Here is a 22,038-nt window from a genome sequence, read left to right on the forward strand (position 1 = left end):
CTCTTGACTCGATCAAGAGGTGGCATGAACCTGGCAACCGTTCGCCGCTGTGGCGGACCACCGCTAGGGGGGTTCATGAGACACAGAGCGAGATCGATCCTCGCTGTCGGCGCGCTCCTGATCGGCGGAGCGAGCCTCGCACCCGTGGCCCAGGCGCAGAGCGGAAGTCCGGCGACGTCCGACCCGGACGCGGTCAAGGTGTTCCGAGCCGACGTCACCAAGCAGCAGATCCCGCTGCTCCTCAAGGCCGGCCAGGACGGCGAGGAACTCGCCGAGCAGGTCACCGGAGGCGGCAAGACCGGGAAGTCCCCGGTCGAGGTCTACCTCACCGACCAGCAGGCCGCGAAACTCCGCGCACAGGGCGTCGACCTGACCGAGCACACCGTCCCGGCCACGGCGGAGGCGCGCACCGAGAAGGCGTCCCAGGGCGTGTTCCGCCCGTACAGCGGCAACGGCGGGCTCAAGGAGGAGATCCTCCGCACCGCCCAGGCCAACCCCGGCCTGACCAAGGTCGAGTCCATCGGCAAGACCGTCGACGGCCAGGACATCCTCGCCCTCAAACTGACCAGGGAGGCCAGGAAGACGAAGGACGGCTCCAAGCCGTCGGTGCTGTATCTGTCCAACCAGCACGCGCGCGAGTGGATCACACCGGAGATGACCCGGCGTCTGATGCACTACTACCTGGACCGCTACAAGACGGACAAGCGCATCCGGAAGATCGTCGACTCCACCGAGCTGTGGTTCGTCATCTCGGCCAACCCCGACGGCTACGACTACACGTTCAAGAACCCCACGACCCGCCTGTGGCGCAAGAACCTGCGGGACGTCAACGGCGACGGGGTCATCGGCACGGGCGACGGCGTCGACCTCAACCGCAACTTCCCCTACAAGTGGGGCTACGACGACGAGGGTTCGTCCCCCGAGCCCACCAGCGAGACCTACCGCGGCGCGAGCCCCGAGTCCGAGCCCGAGACCAAGGCGCTGGACGGCTTCGAGAAACGCGTCGGGTTCAGGTATGCCGTCAACTACCACTCCGCCGCCGAACTCCTCCTCTACGGCGTCGGCTGGCAGGTCGCCACGCCCACCCCGGACGACGTCCTCTACAAGGCGCTCGCCGGCACCCCGGACGACCCGGCCATCCCGGGCTACCGTTCGCAGGTCTCCTCGGAGCTGTACACCACCAACGGCGAGGCGGACGGGCACGCGTCGAACGTCAACGGCATCGCGATGTTCACCCCCGAGATGTCGACCTGTCAGACCGCGTCGCAGATCGACCCGAACGACGCCTGGAGGCCCGAGGACTGCCAGTCGGTCTTCAACTTCCCCGACGACGAGAAGCTGATCCAGCAGGAGTTCGCCAAGAACATCCCGTTCGCGCTCTCCGTCGCCGAGACCGCCGTGCACCCGGACCGGCCGGTCTCCTCGGTCGGGCTGAGCGCCGCCGACTTCACCCCGGCCGCGTTCCCCACGTCGTACGCCCGGGGCGCGGACCAGCAGGTCTCCGTCGTCGTCCGCAAGGCGATCCACGACAAGGAGCTGAAGTACCGCGTCGACGGCGGCCGTACGCACGCACGGGCGCTCCGGCACTGGAAGGGCGGCACGACCTACGGCGGCCAGGACGACCTGTACTTCGACGAGTACCGGGCCACGGTGCACGGCGCCGAGCCGGGCGACAAGGTCGAGGTGTGGTTCACCGGCGAGACGAAGGGCGGCAGGAAGGTCTCCAGCTCGCACTTCACGTACACCGTCGCCGAGCGGCCGAAGGCCGACACGCTCGTCGTCGCCGAGGAGGGCGCGGCCGCCACGCAGGCGCAGAAGTACGTGGACGCGCTGAGGGCGGCCGGGCACCGGGCGCTCGTGTGGGACGTCGCCACCCAGGGCGCCCCGGACGCGCTCGGCGTACTGAAGCACTTCAAGACGGTCGTGCACTACTCGGGCGCCGTCGGCCCCGGCAACGCCACCCAGCTCCAGCTGCGCGCCTACCTCAACGAGGGCGGCAAGCTGATCGAGGCCGGTGAGCTGGCCGGCGGCAGCGTCGACCTCGGCGACGGCACCCTCTCGGACGACTTCAGCCAGTACTACCTGGGCGCCTACAGCCGTACGTCGACCAAGGGAGCCACCGGCCTCACCGGCACCGGTGCCCTGGACGGCTACTCCGGCGCCCTCGGCGACGCGCCCGGCAACCCCCTCGACAAGGCCGGCACCTACGGCGTCACCTCCGAGGAGCTTCCGGTGTCCGCGTATCCGCAGTTCAAGAGCGCGGGCGCGGGCCGGTTCACCGGGACGGTCAGCCCCTACGGGCCGTACTCCGGCTCGTACATGGCCGCCGCGGTGCACACTGACGACGCCTATAAGCGCCTCACCCGCACCATCGACCTCAGCGGTGTCGACGCCGCCGACAAGCCGGCCCTCACCACCCGGCTGTTGTGGGACACCGAGCCGGGCTACGACCATGCGGTGGTCGAGGCGCACACCGTGGGCGCCGACGACTGGACCACGCTGCCGGAGGCCGGGGGCGCCACGAAGGCGGCCGTACCGGCGGACTGCGGGCAAGGGTTCCTGATCGCCGAGCATCCGTGGCTGAAGCACTATCTGACGCTCGCGGCGGGCGCCTGCACCGCGACCGGCACGACCGGCTCCTGGAACAGCCTCACCGGCAGCTCCGGCGGCTGGCAGCAGGTCACCTTCGACCTGAGCGCGTACGCCGGGAAGTCCGTCGAGGTCTCGATCGGCTACATCACCGACCCGGGCACCGGCGGACACGGCGTGCTCGCGGACGACGCCTCGCTCGTCGTCGGCGGGACGGCGAAGGAGACCGAGGGATTCGAGTCGTCCCTGGGCGCCTGGCACGTGGCCGGACCGCCCGCGGGCAGCCCGCCGGTGCTGAAGGACTGGGCGCGTTCCGGGGCGTTGTTCCAGACGTACGGAGCGGTCACCACGGACGACACCGTGCTGCTCGGTTTCGGCCTGGAACAGGTGTCGTCGGCGGCCGACCGGGCAGCCCTGGTGAGGAAGGCGTTCGCGGCGCTCGGCGGGTGAGGGTCACCACACCCGACGGGTGAGGGCCGCCACGTTGACAGATCCCGCTCCCCTTGTTCCAACAGGTGAGCGGGAGTCGTCTCAACGGTGCGCGCAAGGGGTCCTGATCAAGTGAGCCGACCCGCTCACGAACGAGTGAAGACGACGCAAAAATCGCCCGGCATTCCGTACTAAATACGAGTGAATCCACTGCCGTTCCGGCACGGTCCGTACCCCTACTGACGGGTACGGACCGCCTGCCCGTGTATGGGCCATCTCGATGTCACCCCGGGGCCCTCAGAGAGGTAGGGTCGGTGGTGGTCGGGGACATCCCAAACAGAGCTCGCCGGCACCGCATGGCCGGCGTACCAACGAGGAGATCGGTTCGTGACGATCCGCGTAGGCATCAACGGCTTCGGCCGCATCGGGCGTAACTACTTCCGCGCGCTGCTGGAGCAGGGGGCGGACATCGAGGTCGTGGCAGTCAACGACCTGGGTGACACCGCGACCACCGCTCACCTGCTCAAGTACGACACGATCCTGGGTCGCCTCAAGCAGGAGGTCTCCCACACCGCCGACACCATCACCGTCGACGGCCACACCATCAAGGTGCTCTCCGAGCGCAACCCGGCCGACATCCCGTGGGGCGAGCTGGGCGTCGACATCGTCATCGAGTCGACCGGCATCTTCACGAAGAAGGAAGACGCCGCCAAGCACATCGCCGGTGGCGCCAAGAAGGTCCTCATCTCGGCTCCGGCCAAGGACGAGGACATCACCATCGTGATGGGCGTCAACCAGGACAAGTACGACCCGGCGAACCACCACGTCATCTCCAACGCCTCCTGCACCACCAACTGTGTGGCCCCGATGGCGAAGGTCCTCGACGAGAACTTCGGCATCGTCAAGGGCCTGATGACGACGGTGCACGCATACACGAACGACCAGCGCATCCTGGACTTCCCGCACAAGGACCTGCGCCGCGCCCGTGCCGCCGCGGAGAACATCATCCCGACCACCACCGGTGCCGCGAAGGCCACCGCCCTGGTGCTGCCGCAGCTCAAGGGCAAGCTGGACGGCATCGCCATGCGCGTCCCGGTCCCGACCGGCTCGGTCACCGACCTGGTCGTGGAGCTCGGCCGCGAGGTCACCAAGGAAGAGGTCAACGCCGCCTTCCAGAAGGCCGCCGAGGGCGAGCTGAAGGGCCTCCTCGACTACACCGAGGACCCGATCGTCTCCTCCGACATCGTCAACGCCCCGGCGTCCTGCACCTTCGACTCCTCCCTGACCATGGTCCAGGAGGGCAAGAACGTGAAGGTCATCGGTTGGTACGACAACGAGTGGGGCTACTCCAACCGCCTCGTCGACCTCACGGTCTTCGTCGGCAACCAGCTCTGATCGCCGCGAAGAGCGGCAGCAGGACCTTGATGTGAGAGCAGGGCTCGGGCAGCGCACCGCCGCGCTGTCCGGGCCCTGTCTCGCGTACGGACCACGTCCTTTTACGATCAGGTGCACCACGAGCCCTCCTTTGGAGTCCACTCAATGAAGACGATCGACGAACTTCTCGCCGCCGGCGTGAGCGGCAAGCGGGTCTTCGTCCGCGCCGACCTCAACGTGCCGCTGGACAGCGGCACCATCACCGACGACGGCCGGATCCGCGCCGTACTGCCCACCGTCAAGGCCCTCGCGGACGCGGGCGCCAAGGTGGTCGTCGCCTCGCACCTGGGCCGCCCCAAGGGCGCCCCGGACCCCGCGTTCTCCCTCGCGCCGGCCGCCTCCCGCCTGGGTGAACTCCTCGGCTCCGCCGTGGCCTTCGCGGCCGACACCGTGGGCCCCTCCGCCCAGGACACGGTCGCGGGCCTCAGCGACGGGCATGTCGCCGTCCTGGAGAACCTGCGCTTCAACCCCGGCGAGACCAGCAAGGACGACGCCGAGCGCGGCGCGTTCGCCGACCGGCTCGCCGCCCTGGCCGACGTCTACGTCGGCGACGGCTTCGGCGCGGTCCACCGCAAGCACGCCTCCGTGTACGACCTCCCGGCCAGGCTGCCGCACTACGCCGGCCACCTCATCGCCACCGAGGTCGGCGTCCTGAAGCAGCTCACCGAGGACGTCAAGCGCCCCTACGTCGTCGCGCTCGGCGGCGCCAAGGTCTCCGACAAGCTCGCCGTCATCGACCAGCTGCTCGGCAAGGCCGACCGGCTGCTGATCGGCGGCGGCATGGCCTACACCTTCCTCAAGGCCAAGGGCTACGAGGTCGGCATCTCCCTCCTGCAGGAGGACCAGATCCCGGCCGTCACCGAGTACATGGAGCGCGCCGAGAAGCTGGGCGTCGAGCTCGTGCTTCCCGTCGACGTCCTGGTCTCCCGGGAGTTCCCGGACCTGAAGACCAAGGCGCCGGCCGACTACGACGTGGTCGATGCGGACAAGATCCCCGCCGACCAGGAGGGCCTGGACATCGGCCCGAAGACCCGAGAGCTGTACGCCTCGAAGCTCGCCGACGCCGCGACCGTCTTCTGGAACGGTCCCATGGGCGTCTTCGAGCACCCCGACTACGCCGGAGGCACCCGGGCCGTCGCCCAGGCCCTCGTCGACTCGGACGGCTTCACCGTCGTCGGCGGCGGTGACTCCGCCGCCGCCGTGCGTACGCTCGGCTTCGACGAGAACGCATTCGGCCACATCTCGACCGGTGGCGGCGCCTCCCTCGAATACCTCGAGGGCAAGACGCTCCCCGGCCTCGCCGCACTGGAGGACTGACCTCGATGAGCACGCGCACGCCGCTGATGGCGGGCAACTGGAAGATGAACCTCAACCACCTCGAGGCCATCGCGCACGTCCAGAAGCTCGCCTTCGCCCTGGCCGACAAGGACTACGAGGCCGTCGAGGTCGCCGTCCTGCCCCCCTTCACCGACCTGCGCTCGGTGCAGACCCTGGTCGACGGTGACAAACTCAAGATCAAGTACGGTGCCCAGGACATCTCGCAGCACGACTCCGGGGCCTACACCGGCGAGATCTCCGGCCCGATGCTGGCCAAGCTGAAGTGCACCTACGTGGTCATCGGCCACTCCGAGCGCCGCCAGTACCACGACGAGAGCGACGAACTCGTGAACGCCAAGGTCAAGGCCGCCTACAAGCACGGCCTGACCCCGATCCTGTGCGTCGGCGAGGAGCTCGACGTCCGCGAGGCGGGCAACCACGTCGCCCACACCCTCGCCCAGGTCGAGGGCGGTCTGAAGGACCTTCCGGCCGAGCAGGCCGAGACCGTCGTGATCGCCTACGAGCCCGTGTGGGCCATCGGCACCGGCAAGGTCTGCGGCGCCGAGGACGCCCAGGAGGTCTGCGCCGCCATCCGCGCCAAGGTCGCCGAGCTGTACTCCCAGGACGTGGCCGACAAGATCCGCATCCAGTACGGCGGCTCCGTGAAGGCCGGCAACGTCGCCGAGATCATGGCGCAGGCCGACATCGACGGCGCCCTGGTCGGCGGCGCCTCGCTGGACGCCGACGAGTTCGTCAAGATCGTGCGCTTCCGCGATCAGTGACGCACGCTGTGAGTAGGCGGTAGCGGCGATACGTCGTACCCTTGCGGGGGCACAGCCGACATGCTGTGCCCCCGTCGTCCATCCGAATCCGAGGAAGTTGGTCCAGCCGTGGTTTTGGGGTTCTCGATCGCCCTGATCGTCTTCAGCCTGCTGCTGATGCTGCTGGTGCTGATGCACAAGGGAAAGGGCGGCGGCCTCTCCGACATGTTCGGTGGCGGCATGCAGTCCTCCGTCGGCGGCTCCTCGGTCGCCGAGCGCAACCTGGACCGGATCACCATCGTGGTCGGCCTGGGGTGGTTCGCGTGCATCATCGTCCTCGGCATGTTGATGAAGACGAACAGCTGACGCGAACAGCTGACACTCCGCGCAGCTCGCACATCACGCATATTCGGTACGTAAGGCCCCATGTTCGGTACGCGCTCCTGGGCGCGGCCTATCATGGGGCTTGCGTCTGGGAGCGGGGCCCGTGTAACTCCAATCACTGGACGCGCGTTGGGCCTTACGTAGACTGAGGCGCTCGCAGCGAAGCGGAACGCCGACTCGCTTCGCGGCACCATTACGCAGGGAGTTACGACCGTGGCAAGTGGCAACGCGATCCGAGGAAGCCGGGTCGGGGCGGGGCCGATGGGCGAGGCCGAGCGCGGCGAGTCCGCGCCGCGGCTGCGCATCTCCTTCTGGTGCTCCAACGGGCACGAGACGCAGCCGAGCTTCGCCAGCGACGCGCAGGTTCCCGACACCTGGGACTGCCCGCGCTGCGGCTTCCCGGCCGGACAGGACCGGGACAACCCGCCGGACCCGCCGCGCACCGAGCCGTACAAGACGCACCTCGCGTACGTACGGGAGCGGCGCAGCGACGCGGACGGGGAGGCGATCCTCGCCGAGGCGCTCGCCAAACTGCGGGGCGAGATCTAGCACTTGACACCGGCCGGGCGCCTCGATGTGCCTGGCCGGAACCGTATCCGCCCGCGCGCGGCCGGTCGACTGTCAGTGGCTCCCTCTACCTTGTGTCCATAGGCGCATCGTGAGGGGGAGCTGTGGCGACGGTCGGGGAAGGGCGCGCGGCGGCGCCCGTGTGGCGCGGGGGATTCGGGCGGCTGTGGACGGCCGCCGTGATCTCCCGGTTCGGGGACGCGCTACGGACCTCCGCGCTGCCCCTGCTCGCGGTACGGCTCAGCGACGACCCTCTGGTCATCGCCTCGGTGACGGCCTGTGGGTATGTGCCGTGGCTGCTGTTCGGGCTGTTCGGCGGGGCCGTGGCCGACCGGGTCGACGGGCGGCGGGCGATGTGGGCCGTCGACACGGTGCGGGGCCTGCTGGTGGCCGCGTTCGCCGTCGCCGTGGGACTGGGCCACGCTTCGATCCCTCTGCTGCTCGCCCTCGCCTTCGCGCTGACCACGCTCCAGACGCTCTTCGACAACGCTTCCACGGCCCTGCTGCCCGCGCTCGTGGACCGCGCGGCCCTGGGCGGCGCCAACGCCCGGCTGATGACCGGCCAGCAGATCGCCGGCGGTCTCCTGGCCGCCCCGCTGGTGCCGCTGCTGTTGACGGCGGGCGCGTTCATGCCGTTCGCGGCCGACGCGAGCACCTTCCTGGCGGCCGCCGCCCTGGTGGCCTCCCTGCGGGTACGGCCGCCGGAGCGCGCGCCACGCCCGGCGGGCAGCACCCTGCGGACGGAGATAGGGGAGGGCCTGCGCGCCCTGTGGGGCGACCGGGCACTGCGCGCGACCTGCGTGGCCACGCTGCTGTGCAACATCGGCATGGGCGCCCTGATCGCCACCCTGGCGCTGCACGTGACGCGCTGGCTGGACGCGGGCAACGCCGGATTCGCGGCCGCGATGACGGCGTTCTCGCTGGGCAGCATCACGGGCGGTTTCGGCGCCCAGCGCCTCGCGCGCCGCACCGGCCGGGTGCGGGCGCTGCTGGTCGCCGGCAGCGTCCAGACGTCGTCGCTGCTGCTCATCGGATCCGTTCGGCACCTGGCCGCGCTCGTCATCGGCATGTTCCTGCTCGGTGCCATGAACATGATCTGGAACGTCAACCAGGTCACCCTGATGCAGCAGCGCAGCCCCGAGGCGATGGTGGGCCGTATCGCCTCCGCCTTCCGCACGTCCTCGACGTCCGGCGCCCCGCTCGGCGCGCTCCTCGGCGGAGCGGCGGCCCGGACGTACGGACTGAACGGACCGGCCCTGCTCGCCGCCGTCCTCTTCGCCCTGGCCGTCACCTCGCTGATACCGGCCCGCAAGGCGGACGTACCTGTTGTTGCGCCGCACGACGACGCCATGACGGCTCGTACCGCGCAGTGATCAATTAGGTTGGAACAGCTGGGACAGGCACGAAAGAAGGCGGAAGTCGGAAATGAACGCAGACGGCCGTACCAGGCTCAACCAGACGCCCGAATGGACCGCTCTCGCCAAGCACCGGGAGGAGCTGGCCGACACCCGTCTCAGGGAGCTGTTCGCCGCAGATCCCGGGCGCGGTGAGGGGTACACGCTCCGCGTCGGCGATCTGTACCTCGACTACTCGAAGCACCTGGTCACCGACGAGACGCTGCGGCTGCTGCGTGAGCTGGCCGCCGCCACGGACGTGTTCGGGCTCAGGGACGCCATGTTCCGCGGCGAGAAGATCAACGTCACCGAGAACCGCGCGGTCCTGCACACCGCGCTGCGCGCCCCGCGCGACGCGGTGATCGAGGTCGACGGGGAGAACGTCGTCCCGAAGGTGCACGCCGTCCTCGACAAGATGGCCGGCTTCGCCGGCCGCGTCCGCTCCGGTGCCTGGACCGGCCACACCGGCAAGCGCATCAAGAACGTGATCAATGTCGGCATCGGCGGCTCCGACCTGGGCCCCGCGATGGCCTACGAGGTGCTGCGCAGCTTCACCGACCGCACGCTGACGGTCCGCTTCGTCTCCAACGTCGACGGCGCCGACCTGCACGAGGCCACGCGGGACCTGGACCCGGCCGAGACGCTGTTCATCATCGCCTCCAAGACCTTCACCACCATCGAGACCATCACCAACGCCACCTCCGCGCGGACGTGGCTGGTGGACGCACTCGGTGGGGGCACCTCCCGCTCGAGCGAAGCCGAGAGTGGGGGAGAGTCGGCGGTCGCCCGGCACTTCGTGGCGCTGTCCACGAACGCCGAGAAGGTCACGGAGTTCGGCATCGACCCGGACAACATGTTCGAGTTCTGGGACTGGGTCGGCGGCCGGTACTCGTACGACTCCGCGATCGGCCTGTCCCTGATGATCGCCATCGGCCCCGAGCGGTTCCGGGAGATGCTCGACGGCTTCCGGCTGGTCGACGACCACTTCCGCACCGCCCCCGCCGAGGCCAACGCGCCTTTGCTGCTGGGCCTGTTGGGCATCTGGTACGGCAACTTCCACGACGCCCAGTCGCACGCCGTGCTGCCGTACAGCCACTACCTGTCGAGGTTCACCGCCTACCTCCAGCAGCTGGACATGGAGTCCAACGGCAAGCACGTGGCACGGGACGGCCGCCCGGTGGAGTGGCAGACCGGGCCGGTGGTGTGGGGCACGCCGGGCACCAACGGGCAGCACGCGTACTACCAGTTGATCCACCAGGGCACCAAGCTGATCCCGGCGGACTTCATCGGCTTCGCCGAGCCGGTGGCCGAGCTGAGCGGTGAACTCAAGGCGCAGCACGACCTGTTGATGGCCAACTTCTTCGCCCAGACCCAGGCGCTCGCCTTCGGCAAGACTGCGGAGGAGGTCCGCGCGGAGGGCGTGCCGGAGGAGCTGGTCCCGCACAAGACCTTCCGGGGCAACCGGCCGACGACCACCATCCTGGCGAAGGAACTGACCCCGTCCGTCCTCGGCCAGCTGATCGCCCTCTACGAACACAAGGTGTTCGTGCAGGGCGCGGTGTGGCACATCGACTCCTTCGACCAGTGGGGCGTCGAGCTCGGCAAGGTCCTGGCCAAGCGGGTCGAACCCGCCCTGACCGAGGGCGCGGAGGTGCCTGGACTGGACGCCTCGACCAGGACGCTGGTCGCCACGTACCGGCAACTGCGCGGCCGCGGCTGACCACAGGCCCGGCCGGGGACGCGGACCACCGGGCGATGCCGGCCGCCCGGTACTCCCGTGGGTCAGGCCACCGCGCTCAGCGTGTCCGCGAGCCGGCTGCGGGCCGCGCGGGCCGCGGGCAGTGCCGCCAGCGCCGCCGCCCCGAGCACGGCGGCCGCGCCCAGTGCGAGCAGCAGCGCGGGCGACGGGGACTGGGCGATCCCGGCGCCGATGCCGCTGGAGCTGCCCTGGGCGTCGATCAGCCGGCGGCCCAGCGGCAGCCCCAGCGCCGTGCCGGCGAGCACCGCGGCCAGGGCCGTACAGCTCGTCGCCGTGACGGTGATCGCGGTGATCTGCCGTGGGGACATGCCGATCGCCTTCAGCGCCAGTACGTCCCGCTCGCCCTCGCGGACGCTGCCCCCGATGGCGGTGAGCAGCTCGACCAGCCCGATCAGGGCCAGTACGGCGATCAGCCCGGCGACGACTCCGCGCAGCGGGGACAGTCCGTCGGCCGGGTTCGTCACCATGTGCACGTCGAGGTGGCCCCGGCCGGCCCGGGCCAGCGCGGCGGTCACGGGCCGCGGGTCGGTGCCGGGGCGCAGCCGCAGTTCGTAGAAGGCGGGGGCCAGCGCGGGGTCGTTCTCGCGCAGGGTGTCCAGGGAGGTGGTCACCACCCGGCCGGCGTTCTGCGGTTCGATGCTGCGGCCCACGATGTGCAGGATCTGCGGCCGGTCGCCCACCGTCATGCGCACCCAGTCGCCGACCCGGGCGTGCAGCAGGTCCAGCAGGCCCTGGCCGGCCACCGCCTCGTCCGGTCCGCGCGCGGCCCGGCCCTCGGCGAGGGGGTAGGGGTAGGGCTCGGCGCGGGTGCCGACGCCACGCAGCGCGATGGTGCCGGTCTGGCCCGGGACCAGCGCGGCGACCTCGACTCCGGGATAGGCGGCGGCCACCCGGGAGTCGCCGGACAGCACGGACCGTACGTCGGACGAGGTCATGGCCCCGTCCGAACGGACTGTCAGCGAGGTCGGCAGCCCCATGCGGTCCGGGCTGTTGTGGAAGCGGTCGATCGTGGTCCAGGCGCTGAGTGCCACCACGATCAGCAGCAGCGGCAGCGTCAGCCGGGCCACGGTGGCCAGCGAGCGGCCGCGCCCCGCGAACGCCTTGTGGCAGCCGAGGACCAGCGGGGCCGGCAGCCGCAGGCCGAGCGCCCGCCGGGCCGGTCCGGTCAGCCGGCCGCGGCCCGGTGCGGCCGGGCGCGGCACCGGTACGGGCGGCACCCGCCCGGCCCGCCATGCCGCGAGCCCGGTGGTCAGCCCGATGAACAGCACCGCGCCCACGGGCACCACGCACAGCGCCACGGTGTGCCCGGGCAGCCCCTGCCACATGCCCACGGCGTCACCGAGCCTGCCGGGGATCCGGCGGCCCACGGCCTCGGTGAGCGCCGCGGCGGCCACCGCGCCGAGCAGCGCATACGCCAGGTGCTGGAGCAGGAAGATCCGGACGACCTGGCCGGGGGTGAAGCCGATCGCCTTCAGCACCGAGATGTCGCGCAGATGGCCGCGGATGCGGGTGGCGATCGCCCCGTGCACCGCGAGCCCCGCGGCGATCAGGGCGCCGAGACCGAACAGGCCGAGCACCTGCCCGAGCAGCCGGTTGTCGCCCTGGGCCGCCGAGCGCGCCTGCTGCCAGGTGGAGACCTCGCCGACCGCGCCCGCGCCGAGCACCGTGACGGCCCGCTGCACCGCGTAGTCCGTATCGGCCGGGTCGGCGAGCCGCAGCCCGATCACCTGGCCGCCGGGAGCGCGCACGGCGGAGGGCGGGGCCCACACCAGCCCCGGCTGCTCGCCCGGGCTGTAGCGGGGCTCGGCACTGTCCGCGATGCCCTCGACGGTCAGGGTCCGGGCCGTACCGGGCAGTGTGAGGGTGTCCCCGGGCTCGGCCAGCAGCGCCCGGGCCAGGCTGCTCTCCAGTACCACGCCGTCCGGTTCGGCCGCGTCCAGCCAGTGGCCGGCGGTGAGCAGTGGCCGCCCCACGGACGGCAGCTCCGGCGTGCCGCGCAGCTCCACGGAGGCGCGGGTGCCGCGTACGGCGACGGTGGCGGACTCGGTGCGGTAGGGGCCGGCCACGGACTCGACGCCGTCCAGCCGGGCCAGCCCGCGGGCGTCGGCCGACGGCACGGTGTGGATCCACACATGCGCCCCGCGGGCCTGCGTGAAGACCCGCTGCCAGGGGTTGGTCGCATACCCGAACAGCGCGGTGGCCAGCAGCAGCGAGACGACGATCCCGGCGGTGGCCAGCACGAGGAACAGCGCCTCGCCACGGTGGGTGCGGAGGTCTTTGTACGCCCAGCGGCGGCCGGCGGCGCCGCCGAGGAAGCCACGCCGCGCAGTCGGTTGTGTACGGCGCCGTTGTGGCTGGTCGCGCCCGCCCGGCGGTAGCCGCAGATCGGACACCGCCCCGCGCTCCTTCGGGGCGCCGCCCGGCCGGCGTGCGGCCATCAGTCCCTCAGCTCCAGCACGCCCGAGATCCCCGGCTTCCTGGGCGGCGGCGTGTCGTCCAGGGCGGCGTCGTCGGCTATGCGCCCGTCGAAGAAGCTGATCACGCGGTCGGCGGCGCTCGCCAGCCGGGCGTCGTGGGTGACCAGGACGATGCTCTGCCCACGGCCGTGGAAGCGGGACAGCAGCCGCATGACCTCGCGCGTGCCCTTGCTGTCCAGGCTCCCGGCAGGCTCGTCGGCCAGCAGCAGCGGCGGATGGTTGACCAGGGCCCGGGCGAGCGCGACCCGCTGCTGTTCACCGCCGGACAACTCGCCCGGCATACTGCGCTCCTTGCCGGCGAGCCCCAGCTCGGCCAGCAGCTCCTCACGCTCGGTGCGCGCCTTCTTCGGCGGGACGCCGGCGAGCAGGGCGGGCAGCTCGACGTTGTCGGCGACCGACAGGTTCGACACCAGGTTGAAGAACTGGAACACGATCCCGATGGCCTTGCGGCGCTCCACCGCCCAGCGCGCCTCGCTGAAGGCGTCCGTGCACCGGCCGTCCAGCCAGATGCTGCCCTCGTCGGGCCGCTGCAGCCCGCCGAGCAGATGCAGCAGCGTCGACTTGCCGGCGCCGGAGGGTCCGGTGATCGCCACGAACTCGCCCCGCGCCACGGACAGATCGACCCCGCGCACGGCACGCGCGGGCGCACCCTCGCCGTGATGGGTCTTCACCAGCCCCTCGGCCCGAAGCACCGGAACACGGTTCTCGCTCATTCCAGTTCCTCCTGGCACCGCTCCAGCCAGTCGAGATCGGCCTGCAGATGCAGCATCGCGCCCTCGATGAGCAGATGGGCGATGCGGTTGTCCCGGTTCTCGGCCGCGGCCAGCTTCGACAGGTTGCGCATGGTGGTGAGGTACTGGCGCCGCTGCCTGTTGATGAGGGCGATCTGGTCGGCGAGACCGGTCTGCGGGGCGAGGGCGAGCTTCATGAAGAACTCGTCCCGCACCCGCGGCTCGTCCTCGGTCTCCTCGAACCAGGCGTGCAGCGCCTCCCGCCCGGCGTCGGTGAGGTGGTAGACCTTCTTGTTGGGCCGGCCGGCCTGCTCGACGTCCTCGCCCTCGATCAGTCCCGACTTCTCGAGGCGGCCGAGGGTGACGTAGATCTGGCCGACGTTCGGCTGAGGGTACGCGGAGCCCAGCAGTAGCTCAAGGTCCTGCTTCAGCTCGTAGCCGTGGGCCGGGCCGCGGGCGAGCAGTGCCAGGAGGGGCAGGCGCACTCGTGCTCTCCTCCTAGTCCGCGTAATGTGCTCCAGGCCCTAGTATCGCCCATACCTAACAGGTATACATGGCCTCTGACTCCCGGGCGAGGGTGCCCGGAGCCGTGTGTACGTGTTCAGGGAGGAACCTATGCGGTGGATACGCACCGCCGGTAGGGGCCTCCTCGCACTCGCCGTGATCCTGACCGGGTACGTCGCCTCCGGCGCCCACGCCGACGAGGGCACGGGCCAGGGCCGCGGCCCGCTCACCCTGGCCACCGCCGGCGACCTCACCGGCTATCTCGCCCCGCTGCTCCAGGGCTGGAACCGCACCCACCCCGGCGAGAAGGTCACCCTCGTCGAGCTGCCGGACTCCGCCGACGAGACCCATGCGCAGATGACCACCGACCTGCGCGGCGGCGACCGGGGCCGGTTCGACGTCCTCAACATCGACGTCAACTGGACCTCGGAGTTCGCGGCGGCCGGCTGGATCCGCCCGCTGCCCCGCGATCGCTTCCCGCTGAAGAGCTTCCTGCCGCCGGTCGTGGACACGGCCACCTTCGACGGCCGGCTGTACGCCGTCCCGTACGTGACGAATGCCGGACTTCTCCTGTATCGCAAGGACGTTCTCGCCAAGGAGGGCGTGCCGCCGCCGCGCACCTGGGCCGAGCTGGAGCACGACGCGAGGACCATCGCGCCGAAGTACGGACTCGGCGGCTACGCGGGCCAGTTCCTGCCCTACGAGGGCCTCACCGTGAACGCGGCCGAGGCCGTGTACTCGGCGGGCGGCACGATCCTCGGCGACGAGGGCACCCGGGTCACCGTCGACTCCTCCGCCGCCCGCGAGGGCATCGGCTTCCTCGCCCGCGGCGTCCGCGAGGGCTGGATACCGAAGGCCGCGCTGACGTACAAGGAGGAGGAGTCCAAGCAGGCCTTCCAGGACGGCAGGCTGCTCTTCCTGCGCAACTGGCCCTACGCCTACGCCGTCGCCTCCGCCAGGGGCTCCAAGGTCGCCGGAAAGATCGGCGCCGTACCGCTGCCCGGCCCCGACGGACCGGGGACCAGCGTGCTCGGCGGCTCCAACCTCGCGGTCAACTCCCACACCCGGCACCCCGATTCGGCCGCCCGCCTGATCGCCTACCTCACCAGTGCGCCCGTCCAGCGCCAGGTGCTCACCCGGGGCGCGCTGCCTCCCGTACGTGCCGCGCTCTACGAGGATCCCGAACTCGTACGGCGGTTCCCCTATCTGCCGACCCTGCGCACCGCCGTGCTCACGGCCCGGCCGCGCCCCAAGAGCCCGCACTACGACCAGGTCAGCCTGGTGGTGCAGGCCGTGATGCAGGACGCGCTCAGTGGGCGGGAGACGCCCGAGCAGGCCGTGCGCCGGCTCGCGCGCGAGCTCGACGCGATCGCCCGTCGCTAGGTTCTCGCCGCCCCTGTCGGTAGTTACTTGTTAGGTAACGCGCGGATCTCATCTCGACGCGCGATGCCCGATTAAGTCCGCATTCGCACCCTCAACTCCCCGGTAGCTTGCGTTCTTTTCGTTGACACCCTCGCGACACGCCTACCTAACATGCATGCATGCTGAGTAAGTACCACTGGTGGCGTGACGCGGTGATCTACCAGGTCTACGTCCGCAGCTTTCTCGACAGCACCGGCGACGGCATCGGCGATCTGGCCGGCGTCCGGGCCGGGCTGCCGTATCTGAAGAAGCTGGGTGTCGACGGGATCTGGCTGAGCCCGTTCTACCCGTCGCCGCAGCACGACCACGGCTACGACGTGGCCGACTACTGCGACGTCGACCCGCTCTTCGGCGACCTCGCCGAGTTCGACCTGCTGATGGGCGCCGCGCACCGGCTCGGCATCAAGGTGCTCCTCGACATCGTCCCCAACCACTGCTCCAGCGAGCACCCGTGGTTCCGCGAGGCCCTGGACGGCGCGCCCGGCAGCCCGGCCCGCGCCCGCTTCCACTTCGCCGACGGCCGCGGCCCGGACGGCGGCGAGCCGCCCAACAACTGGCACGCCATGTTCGGCGGCCCCGCCTGGACCCGGGTCGGCGACGGCCAGTGGTACCTGCACATGTTCACGCCCGAGCAGCCCGACTGGAACTGGCGCACTCCCGAGGTCGCCGCCGAGTTCGACCGCGTCCTGCGCTTCTGGCTGGACCGGGGGGTCGACGGCTTCCGCATCGACGTCGCCGCCGGCCTCTACAAGCACCCCGGACTGCCCGACTCCGACGACCCGGAGGCCGACGCCCGCACCCGCGACTCGGTCAACCCGCTGGCCTGGAACCAGCCCGAGGTGCACGAGGTGTGGCGGCAGTGGCGCGCGACGTGCGAGGAGTACACGGCCCGCGACGGCCGCGAACGCCTCCTCGTCGGCGAGGTCTCCGTGCCCACCGCGCGCGAACACGCCCTGTACGTCCGCCCGGACGAGCTCCACCAGGCCTTCTTCTTCGACCTGCTCGGCGCCCCCTGGGACGCCGACGCCTTCCGCAAGGTCATCTCCGAGGCCATGCAGGACATCGCCGGCACCGGCTCGACGGTCACCTGGGTCCTCAACAACCACGACCAGGTCCGCACCGTCACCCGCTACTGCGAACCCGCCCCCGAGGGCAGCCGACTCGGCGCCGCCCGCGCCCGTGCCGCCGCTCTGCTGATGCTGGCGCTGCCCGGAGCCGCGTACATCTACCAGGGCGAGGAGCTGGGCCTGCCCGAGGTCGTCGACCTGCCCGACGACGTCCTCACCGACCCGATATTCCGCCGCACCGGCAGCCGTGCCCGCGTGCGCGACGGCTGCCGGGTGCCGCTGCCCTGGTCCGGTCAGGCCTCCCCGTTCGGCTTCACGTCGGGCGTGGAGGGCGCCAAGCCCTGGCTGCCGCAGCCCGACTACTTCGCCGAGTACGCCACCGACCGCGCCCTCGCCGACACCCGCTCGTTCTGGCACCTGTACCGCGACGGCCTCCAACTTCGTGCTTCGCTGCCCCAGTTGGGCGAGGGCACGCTCCAGTTTCTGGACACCCCGCCCGGCGTCCTCGCCTTCACCCGCGGCGACGGCCTGGTCTGCGCCGTCAACTTCGGTACGGCTCCCATGCCCGCCCCGGCCTCCGGTACCCCCCTGCTCTCCAGCGGCCCCTGCCCGGCCGGCGTCCTGCCCGGCGCCACGGCCGCCTGGTGGCTGGGCGACCTCTGATCAACCGCCTCTTGAAGGGACATCGATGATGATGCGACGACGTACGACCCTGCTCACCAGCTGCACCGCCCTCGCTCTGGCGCTCGGCGCGACCGCCTGCGGCGGCGGGCCGGTCTCGGCCGGCGGCGGCGACAAGGCGCTCAGCGGCCAGACCGTCACCGTGGCCGGCGTCTGGTCCGGCAGCGAACAGAAGAACTTCCAGAAGGTGCTGGACGCGTTCACCGCGAAGACCGGCGCCAAGACCCAGTTCGTCTCCACCGGCGACAACGTCTCCACGGTCGTCGGCAGCAAGATCGAGGGCGGCAACGCGCCCGACGTCGTGATGGTCCCGCAGGTCGGTGTACTCGACCAGTTCGCCAAGAAGGGCTGGCTCAAGCCGCTCTCGCCGACCGCCCAGCAGACGATCACCGCCGACTATGCGCCCGTGTGGAAGAAGTACGGCAGCGTCGACGGCACCCTGTACGGCCTCTACTTCAAGGCCGCCCACAAGTCCACCGTCTGGTACAGCCCCGACGCCCTCACCCAGGCCGGGGTCAAGCCGCCCACGACGTACGACGAGCTGCTGAAGGCCGGCCACACCGTCTCCGACTCCGGGCTCGCCGCCTTCGCCGTCGCCGGTGAGGACGGCTGGACCCTCACCGACTGGTTCGAGAACATCTACCTCTCCCAGGCCGGACCCGAGAAGTACGACGCCCTCGCCGCGCACAAGCTGAAGTGGACCGACGCGAGCGTGGTCAAGGCGCTGGGGACGCTCGGCAAGCTGTTCAAGGACAAGCAGCTGATCGCGGGCGGCCAGAAGGAGGCCCTGAACACCGACTTCCCCACCTCGGTGGAGAAGGTGTTCGGACCCAAGCCCGAGGCCGGCATGGTCTACGAGGGCGACTTCGTGGCCGGTGTCGCGCACGACCAGTTCGGCAGGACCATCGGCAAGGACGCGAACTTCTTCCCGTTCCCGGCGGTCGACGGCGGCACGGCACCCGTCGTCAGCGGCGGCGACGCGGCGGTCGTCCTCAAGGACGGCAAGAACGCCAAGGCCGGAATGAAGCTCCTGGAGTACCTGGCGAGCCCGGAGGCCGCGGCCGTGTGGGCGAAGGCGGGCGGCTTCCTGTCCCCGAACAAGAAGCTCGCCCTCACCTCCTACGGCGACGACGTCACCCGCGCCACCGCCAAGTCCCTGATCGACGCCGGCGACTCGGTCCGCTTCGACATGTCAGACCAGGCCCCGGCGGCCTTCGGCGGCACCAAGGGCGCCGGCGAGTGGAAGCTGCTCCAGGACTTCCTGCGCGACCCGTCGGACCCGAAGGGCACCGCGGCGAAGCTGGAGTCCGCCGCTGCCAAGGCCTACCAGGACCAGGGCTGAACGGCAGCGTCATGACCGCCACCACTCTCCTGGAACAGCAGGCGGGCCCCCGGGCCGCCGGCGTGGCGCGCGGGCGCCGCGGCCGGCGGCGCGCCCGGCTGATCGCCCTGCTCTTCGTCTTCCCCGCGCTGCTCCTGCTCGGCGCGCTCGTCGTCTACCCGGTGCTGTTCTCCGTCGGCCGCAGCTTCTTCGACGCCTCCGGCACCCGGTTCGTCGGCGGCGGCAACTACGCCGAGATGTTCCGCGACCCGGCCACGCTGAAGGCCATCCGCAACACCACCATCTGGGTGGTGGTGGCCCCGGCCCTGCTGACCGGCCTCGGCCTGATCCTGGCCGTCCTGGTCGAGAAGGTCCGCTGGGCCACCGCCTTCAAGCTGCTGCTCTTCATGCCGATGGCGGTGTCCTTCCTGGCCGCCGGCATCATCTTCCGGCTCGCCTACGACGAGGACCCGAACAAGGGTGTGCTGAACGCGGCCGTGGTCTCCGTCCACGACGCCTTCGAGGGCACGTCGTCGTACCCGACGGCACGCGGCCGCCAGGGCCTGCTGACCCAGGACCCCGACGGCTCCTACCGTACGACCGCCTCCGCCGGTCACTCGGTGACGCTCCCGATGGTCGGTGTGCTGCCCAAGGATCTGCCCAGGGGGGCCGAGCCCGCCGACGCGGCGGCCGCCCGCAAGGCCGCGCCCGGCGAGCTGCGCGGTGTCGTCTACCTGGACTTCACCCCCGGCGGGGGCGGCAGACAGGGCAAGGTCGACCCGATGGAGAGCGGTCTGCCCGGCATGAAGGTCCAGGCCGTGCGCGACGGGCGGACCGTCGCGAGCACGACCACCGCAGCCGACGGTTCCTTCCGCTTCTCCGGGCTGCGGGCGGGCTCGTACACGGTGAAACTTCCGGAGTCCAACTTCGCCCCGCCCTACCAGGGCGTCTCCTGGCTCGGGCCGACCCTCGTCACGCCGGCGATCATCGGCGCGTACCTGTGGATCTGGACGGGCTTCGCGATGGTGCTGATCGGCGCGGGCCTGTCGACGCTTCCCCGGGACACGCTGGAGGCGGCGCGGATGGACGGCGCGAACGAGTGGCAGATCTTCCGCAGGATCACGGTCCCCCTGCTGGCGCCCGTCCTGACGGTCGTCTTCGTCACCCTCGTGATCAACGTGATGAAGGTCTTCGACCTCGTCTACATCATCGCGCCCGGGCCGGTGCAGGAGGACGCCACGGTGCTCGCCACCCAGATGTGGCTCGTGTCCTTCGGCGGCGGCAACAACCAGGGCCTCGGCAGCGCGCTGGGCGTGCTGCTCCTGCTGCTGGTGATCCCCGCGATGGTCTTCAACGTCCGCCGCTTCCGCAACAGCCAACGATGAGGAGTCAGCGATGAACGCGATCAGGCGGGGCCTGGGCAACGGCCTGGTGCAGGCCTTCCTGGTGGTGATCGGCCTGGTCTGGCTGACCCCGCTCGCAGGCCTGTTCGTGTCCTCCCTGCGCTCGGCGCAGGACACCGCGAAGGGTGGCTGGTGGACGGCGCTCACCAGCCCCGGCCAGTTGTCCTTCGACAACTACTCGGCCCTGCTGAAGAACTCCGGCATGACGCAGGCCTTCTGGAACACGGTGCTGATCTCGGTGCCGGCCACGACGCTCGTCGTGGTCATCGCCGCCCTCGCCGGATACGCCTTCGCCTGGCTGGACTTCCCCCTCCGGGAACCCCTTTTCCTGCTGGTGGTGGCCCTGTTGGTGGTGCCGGTCCAGATCGGACTGCTGCCGGTGGCCAAACTCTTCGGCGCGCTGGGCCTGTTCGGCACGATCCCCGGAGTCGTCCTCTTCCACGTGGCGTACGGCCTGCCCTTCGCCGTGTTCCTGCTGCGCAACTACTTCGCGGAGATGCCGAAGGAGATGCTGGAGGCGGCTCGGATGGACGGCGGCAGCGAGTGGCGCATCTTCACCCGCCTGGTGCTGCCGGTGGGGCGTCCCGCGATCGCCTCCCTCGCGATCTTCCAGTTCCTCTGGGTCTGGAACGACATGCTGGTGGCGTTGCTGTTCGCCGACAGCTCGTCGCAGCCGCTGACCGTTGAACTCCAGTCCCAGATCCGCCAGTTCGGCAGCAACATCGACGTCCTGGCGCCGGGCGCGTTCCTGTCCCTGATCGTGCCGGTGGTGGTGTTCTTCGCCTTCCAGCGGCACTTCGTCCAGGGCGTGATGGCGGGCTCGGTCAAGTGACCGAGCCCGCTCGGCTCACGCGTACGTCCAGCGCCAGGAGCTGCCGCTGTAGGAGCACGTGATGGGCGTGCCACCCGCGGTGGTGGTCGTCGCCCCGTGGTCGCTGTTCCGGCAGAACTGGCCCGCCGAGTAGCAGTTGCCCGCGTTGGAGACGATGGAGCAGGTGCCGCCGCTGCCGGTACTGCGTACGGTGCCGGAGGCGGCCTTGGTGACGGTGACGGTCGGTCCGGGCGTGCGGACCGTCTTCGTCCTGGTGACCGTCGGGCCGGGCTCAGGCCGGGCGGTGACGGTGGTCGTCGCCGTGACGGTCACGGTGGGCCGGGGCGCGGGTGCCGACGCCCTGGTCGCGCTGTCGTGCGTGGACTGGCCGCAGCCGGCCGCGCCTGCGGCCAGCAGCGCGACGCAAGCGGCCCACAGCCGCACCCTCCTGGTTCGGCGTGGCATCAGCCGTGGAAGGTGATGTAGCCGTTGCCGTCCCGGTCGTCGCGGGACTTGGTGTAGGCGTGGGTGTCCGCGTGGGCCCCGGACGGCTTGTAGAGGTAGATGGTGTCCTTGTCGTTGTTCCACATGAAGTTGCAGTTCTGGCGGTAGACGACGTTGTTGGCGTCCGAGTCGGTGCCGTGGCCGCCGCGCAGCTTCACGTAGTCGCCGGGCTCGAGGTAGTGGTTCGAGGGAAAGACGAACCGGTTCCCGGCGGCGTCCTTGACGACGTAGCCCTTCAGGTTGACGGTCGCCGTGCGCGAGTAGTTCTTGATCGTCAGGTACTCGTCGCGGGTGTTGCCCGTACGGCAGTTGTTGGAGTCACGCCCGGGCGCGTCGTACTGGACGCCCTTGATCTTCAGGGCGGAGGAGTACTCGGTGGCCTGGGCCGGGGCAGCGATGACGACGGCGAGCGTTGCGGCCGTGACAGCGGTGGCGAGCGCGAAACGTATACGCATGAGGTCCCCCCTCAGTGGTGCGGATGCA

18 protein-coding genes are annotated in these 22,038 nt (G+C 70.5%); 13 read left to right on the top strand and 5 right to left on the bottom strand.

Going from position 1 to position 22,038, the window contains the following annotated elements:
* Positions 1-75: 75 nt before the first annotated feature.
* The 8 genes from SRB17_RS06045 to pgi all read left to right on the top strand — a co-directional run bounded on the left by SRB17_RS06045 (position 76) and on the right by pgi (position 10,595).
* Positions 76-3,039: a M14 family metallopeptidase gene (locus SRB17_RS06045; protein WP_153535135.1), complete on the top strand. Its 2,964-nt coding sequence runs from the start codon at positions 76-78 to the stop codon at positions 3,037-3,039.
* A gap of 366 nt (positions 3,040-3,405) precedes the next feature.
* Positions 3,406-4,413: a type I glyceraldehyde-3-phosphate dehydrogenase gene (gene gap, locus SRB17_RS06050; protein ID WP_069781521.1), complete on the top strand. Its 1,008-nt coding sequence runs from the start codon at positions 3,406-3,408 to the stop codon at positions 4,411-4,413.
* A 144-nt stretch (positions 4,414-4,557) separates the two neighbouring features.
* On the top strand, positions 4,558-5,769 hold the full coding sequence (locus SRB17_RS06055) for a phosphoglycerate kinase (RefSeq protein ID WP_153535137.1): 1,212 nt from the start codon (positions 4,558-4,560) through the stop codon (positions 5,767-5,769).
* A 5-nt stretch (positions 5,770-5,774) separates the two neighbouring features.
* Positions 5,775-6,551, top strand: a complete 777-nt coding sequence (tpiA, locus tag SRB17_RS06060) for a triose-phosphate isomerase (RefSeq protein ID WP_153535139.1) — start codon at positions 5,775-5,777, stop codon at positions 6,549-6,551.
* 108 nt (positions 6,552-6,659) lie between these two features.
* A complete protein-coding gene (secG, locus tag SRB17_RS06065) occupies positions 6,660-6,896 on the top strand; it encodes a preprotein translocase subunit SecG (RefSeq protein ID WP_323375058.1) in 237 nt (78 codons plus the stop codon).
* A 231-nt stretch (positions 6,897-7,127) separates the two neighbouring features.
* Positions 7,128-7,463: an RNA polymerase-binding protein RbpA gene (locus SRB17_RS06070; protein WP_003957010.1), complete on the top strand. Its 336-nt coding sequence runs from the start codon at positions 7,128-7,130 to the stop codon at positions 7,461-7,463.
* Positions 7,464-7,585: 122 nt separating this feature from the next.
* The gene (locus SRB17_RS06075; protein WP_416237026.1) at positions 7,586-8,854 is read left to right on the top strand and encodes an MFS transporter; all 1,269 of its coding nucleotides are present in this window, start codon (positions 7,586-7,588) and stop codon (positions 8,852-8,854) included.
* A gap of 52 nt (positions 8,855-8,906) precedes the next feature.
* The gene (pgi, locus tag SRB17_RS06080; protein ID WP_153535143.1) at positions 8,907-10,595 is read left to right on the top strand and encodes a glucose-6-phosphate isomerase; all 1,689 of its coding nucleotides are present in this window, start codon (positions 8,907-8,909) and stop codon (positions 10,593-10,595) included.
* A gap of 62 nt (positions 10,596-10,657) precedes the next feature.
* On the opposite strand, the gene SRB17_RS06085 is transcribed toward pgi, so the two are convergent.
* Genes SRB17_RS06085 through SRB17_RS06095 form a run of 3 tightly spaced genes read right to left on the bottom strand, consistent with a single transcriptional unit; the run spans position 10,658 to position 14,327 of the window.
* Positions 10,658-13,072 (bottom strand): FtsX-like permease family protein, encoded by a 2,415-nt coding sequence (locus SRB17_RS06085; RefSeq protein ID WP_153535145.1) that lies wholly within the window; start codon positions 13,070-13,072, stop codon positions 10,658-10,660.
* A complete protein-coding gene (locus SRB17_RS06090) occupies positions 13,072-13,824 on the bottom strand; it encodes an ABC transporter ATP-binding protein (protein ID WP_153535147.1) in 753 nt (250 codons plus the stop codon). Before SRB17_RS06090 ends, SRB17_RS06085 begins: the two co-directional genes overlap by 1 nt.
* A complete protein-coding gene (locus tag SRB17_RS06095; RefSeq protein ID WP_323375059.1) occupies positions 13,821-14,327 on the bottom strand; it encodes a PadR family transcriptional regulator in 507 nt (168 codons plus the stop codon). Before SRB17_RS06095 ends, SRB17_RS06090 begins: the two co-directional genes overlap by 4 nt.
* A 130-nt stretch (positions 14,328-14,457) precedes the next feature.
* On the opposite strand from SRB17_RS06095, the gene SRB17_RS06100 reads away from it, so the two are divergent.
* The 5 genes from SRB17_RS06100 to SRB17_RS06120 all read left to right on the top strand — a co-directional run bounded on the left by SRB17_RS06100 (position 14,458) and on the right by SRB17_RS06120 (position 21,072).
* On the top strand, positions 14,458-15,729 hold the full coding sequence (locus tag SRB17_RS06100; protein WP_153535151.1) for an ABC transporter substrate-binding protein: 1,272 nt from the start codon (positions 14,458-14,460) through the stop codon (positions 15,727-15,729).
* A gap of 158 nt (positions 15,730-15,887) precedes the next feature.
* Entirely contained in the window at positions 15,888-17,498 is a 1,611-nt protein-coding gene (locus SRB17_RS06105) for a glycoside hydrolase family 13 protein (protein WP_194293910.1), read from the top strand.
* Between the two features lie 28 nt (positions 17,499-17,526).
* Entirely contained in the window at positions 17,527-18,858 is a 1,332-nt protein-coding gene (locus tag SRB17_RS06110; protein ID WP_153535911.1) for an ABC transporter substrate-binding protein, read from the top strand.
* Between the two features lie 11 nt (positions 18,859-18,869).
* Entirely contained in the window at positions 18,870-20,222 is a 1,353-nt protein-coding gene (locus SRB17_RS06115) for an ABC transporter permease subunit (RefSeq protein ID WP_153535153.1), read from the top strand.
* A gap of 10 nt (positions 20,223-20,232) precedes the next feature.
* The gene (locus tag SRB17_RS06120; RefSeq protein ID WP_055707831.1) at positions 20,233-21,072 is read left to right on the top strand and encodes a carbohydrate ABC transporter permease; all 840 of its coding nucleotides are present in this window, start codon (positions 20,233-20,235) and stop codon (positions 21,070-21,072) included.
* 15 nt (positions 21,073-21,087) lie between these two features.
* Here SRB17_RS06120 and SRB17_RS06125 read toward each other — a convergent pair whose 3' ends face one another.
* Complete coding sequence (locus SRB17_RS06125; protein WP_153535155.1) at positions 21,088-21,516, bottom strand: hypothetical protein; 429 nt, start codon at positions 21,514-21,516, stop codon at positions 21,088-21,090.
* Positions 21,516-22,010 (bottom strand): lamin tail domain-containing protein, encoded by a 495-nt coding sequence (locus SRB17_RS06130; RefSeq protein ID WP_153535157.1) that lies wholly within the window; start codon positions 22,008-22,010, stop codon positions 21,516-21,518. The genes SRB17_RS06125 and SRB17_RS06130 overlap by 1 nt, the downstream gene beginning before the upstream one ends.
* Between the last annotated feature and the right edge of the window lie 28 nt (positions 22,011-22,038).

It is taken from the genome of Streptomyces sp. RB17, assembly GCF_009604455.1.
Taxonomy (GTDB): Bacteria; Actinomycetota; Actinomycetes; order Streptomycetales; family Streptomycetaceae; genus Streptomyces.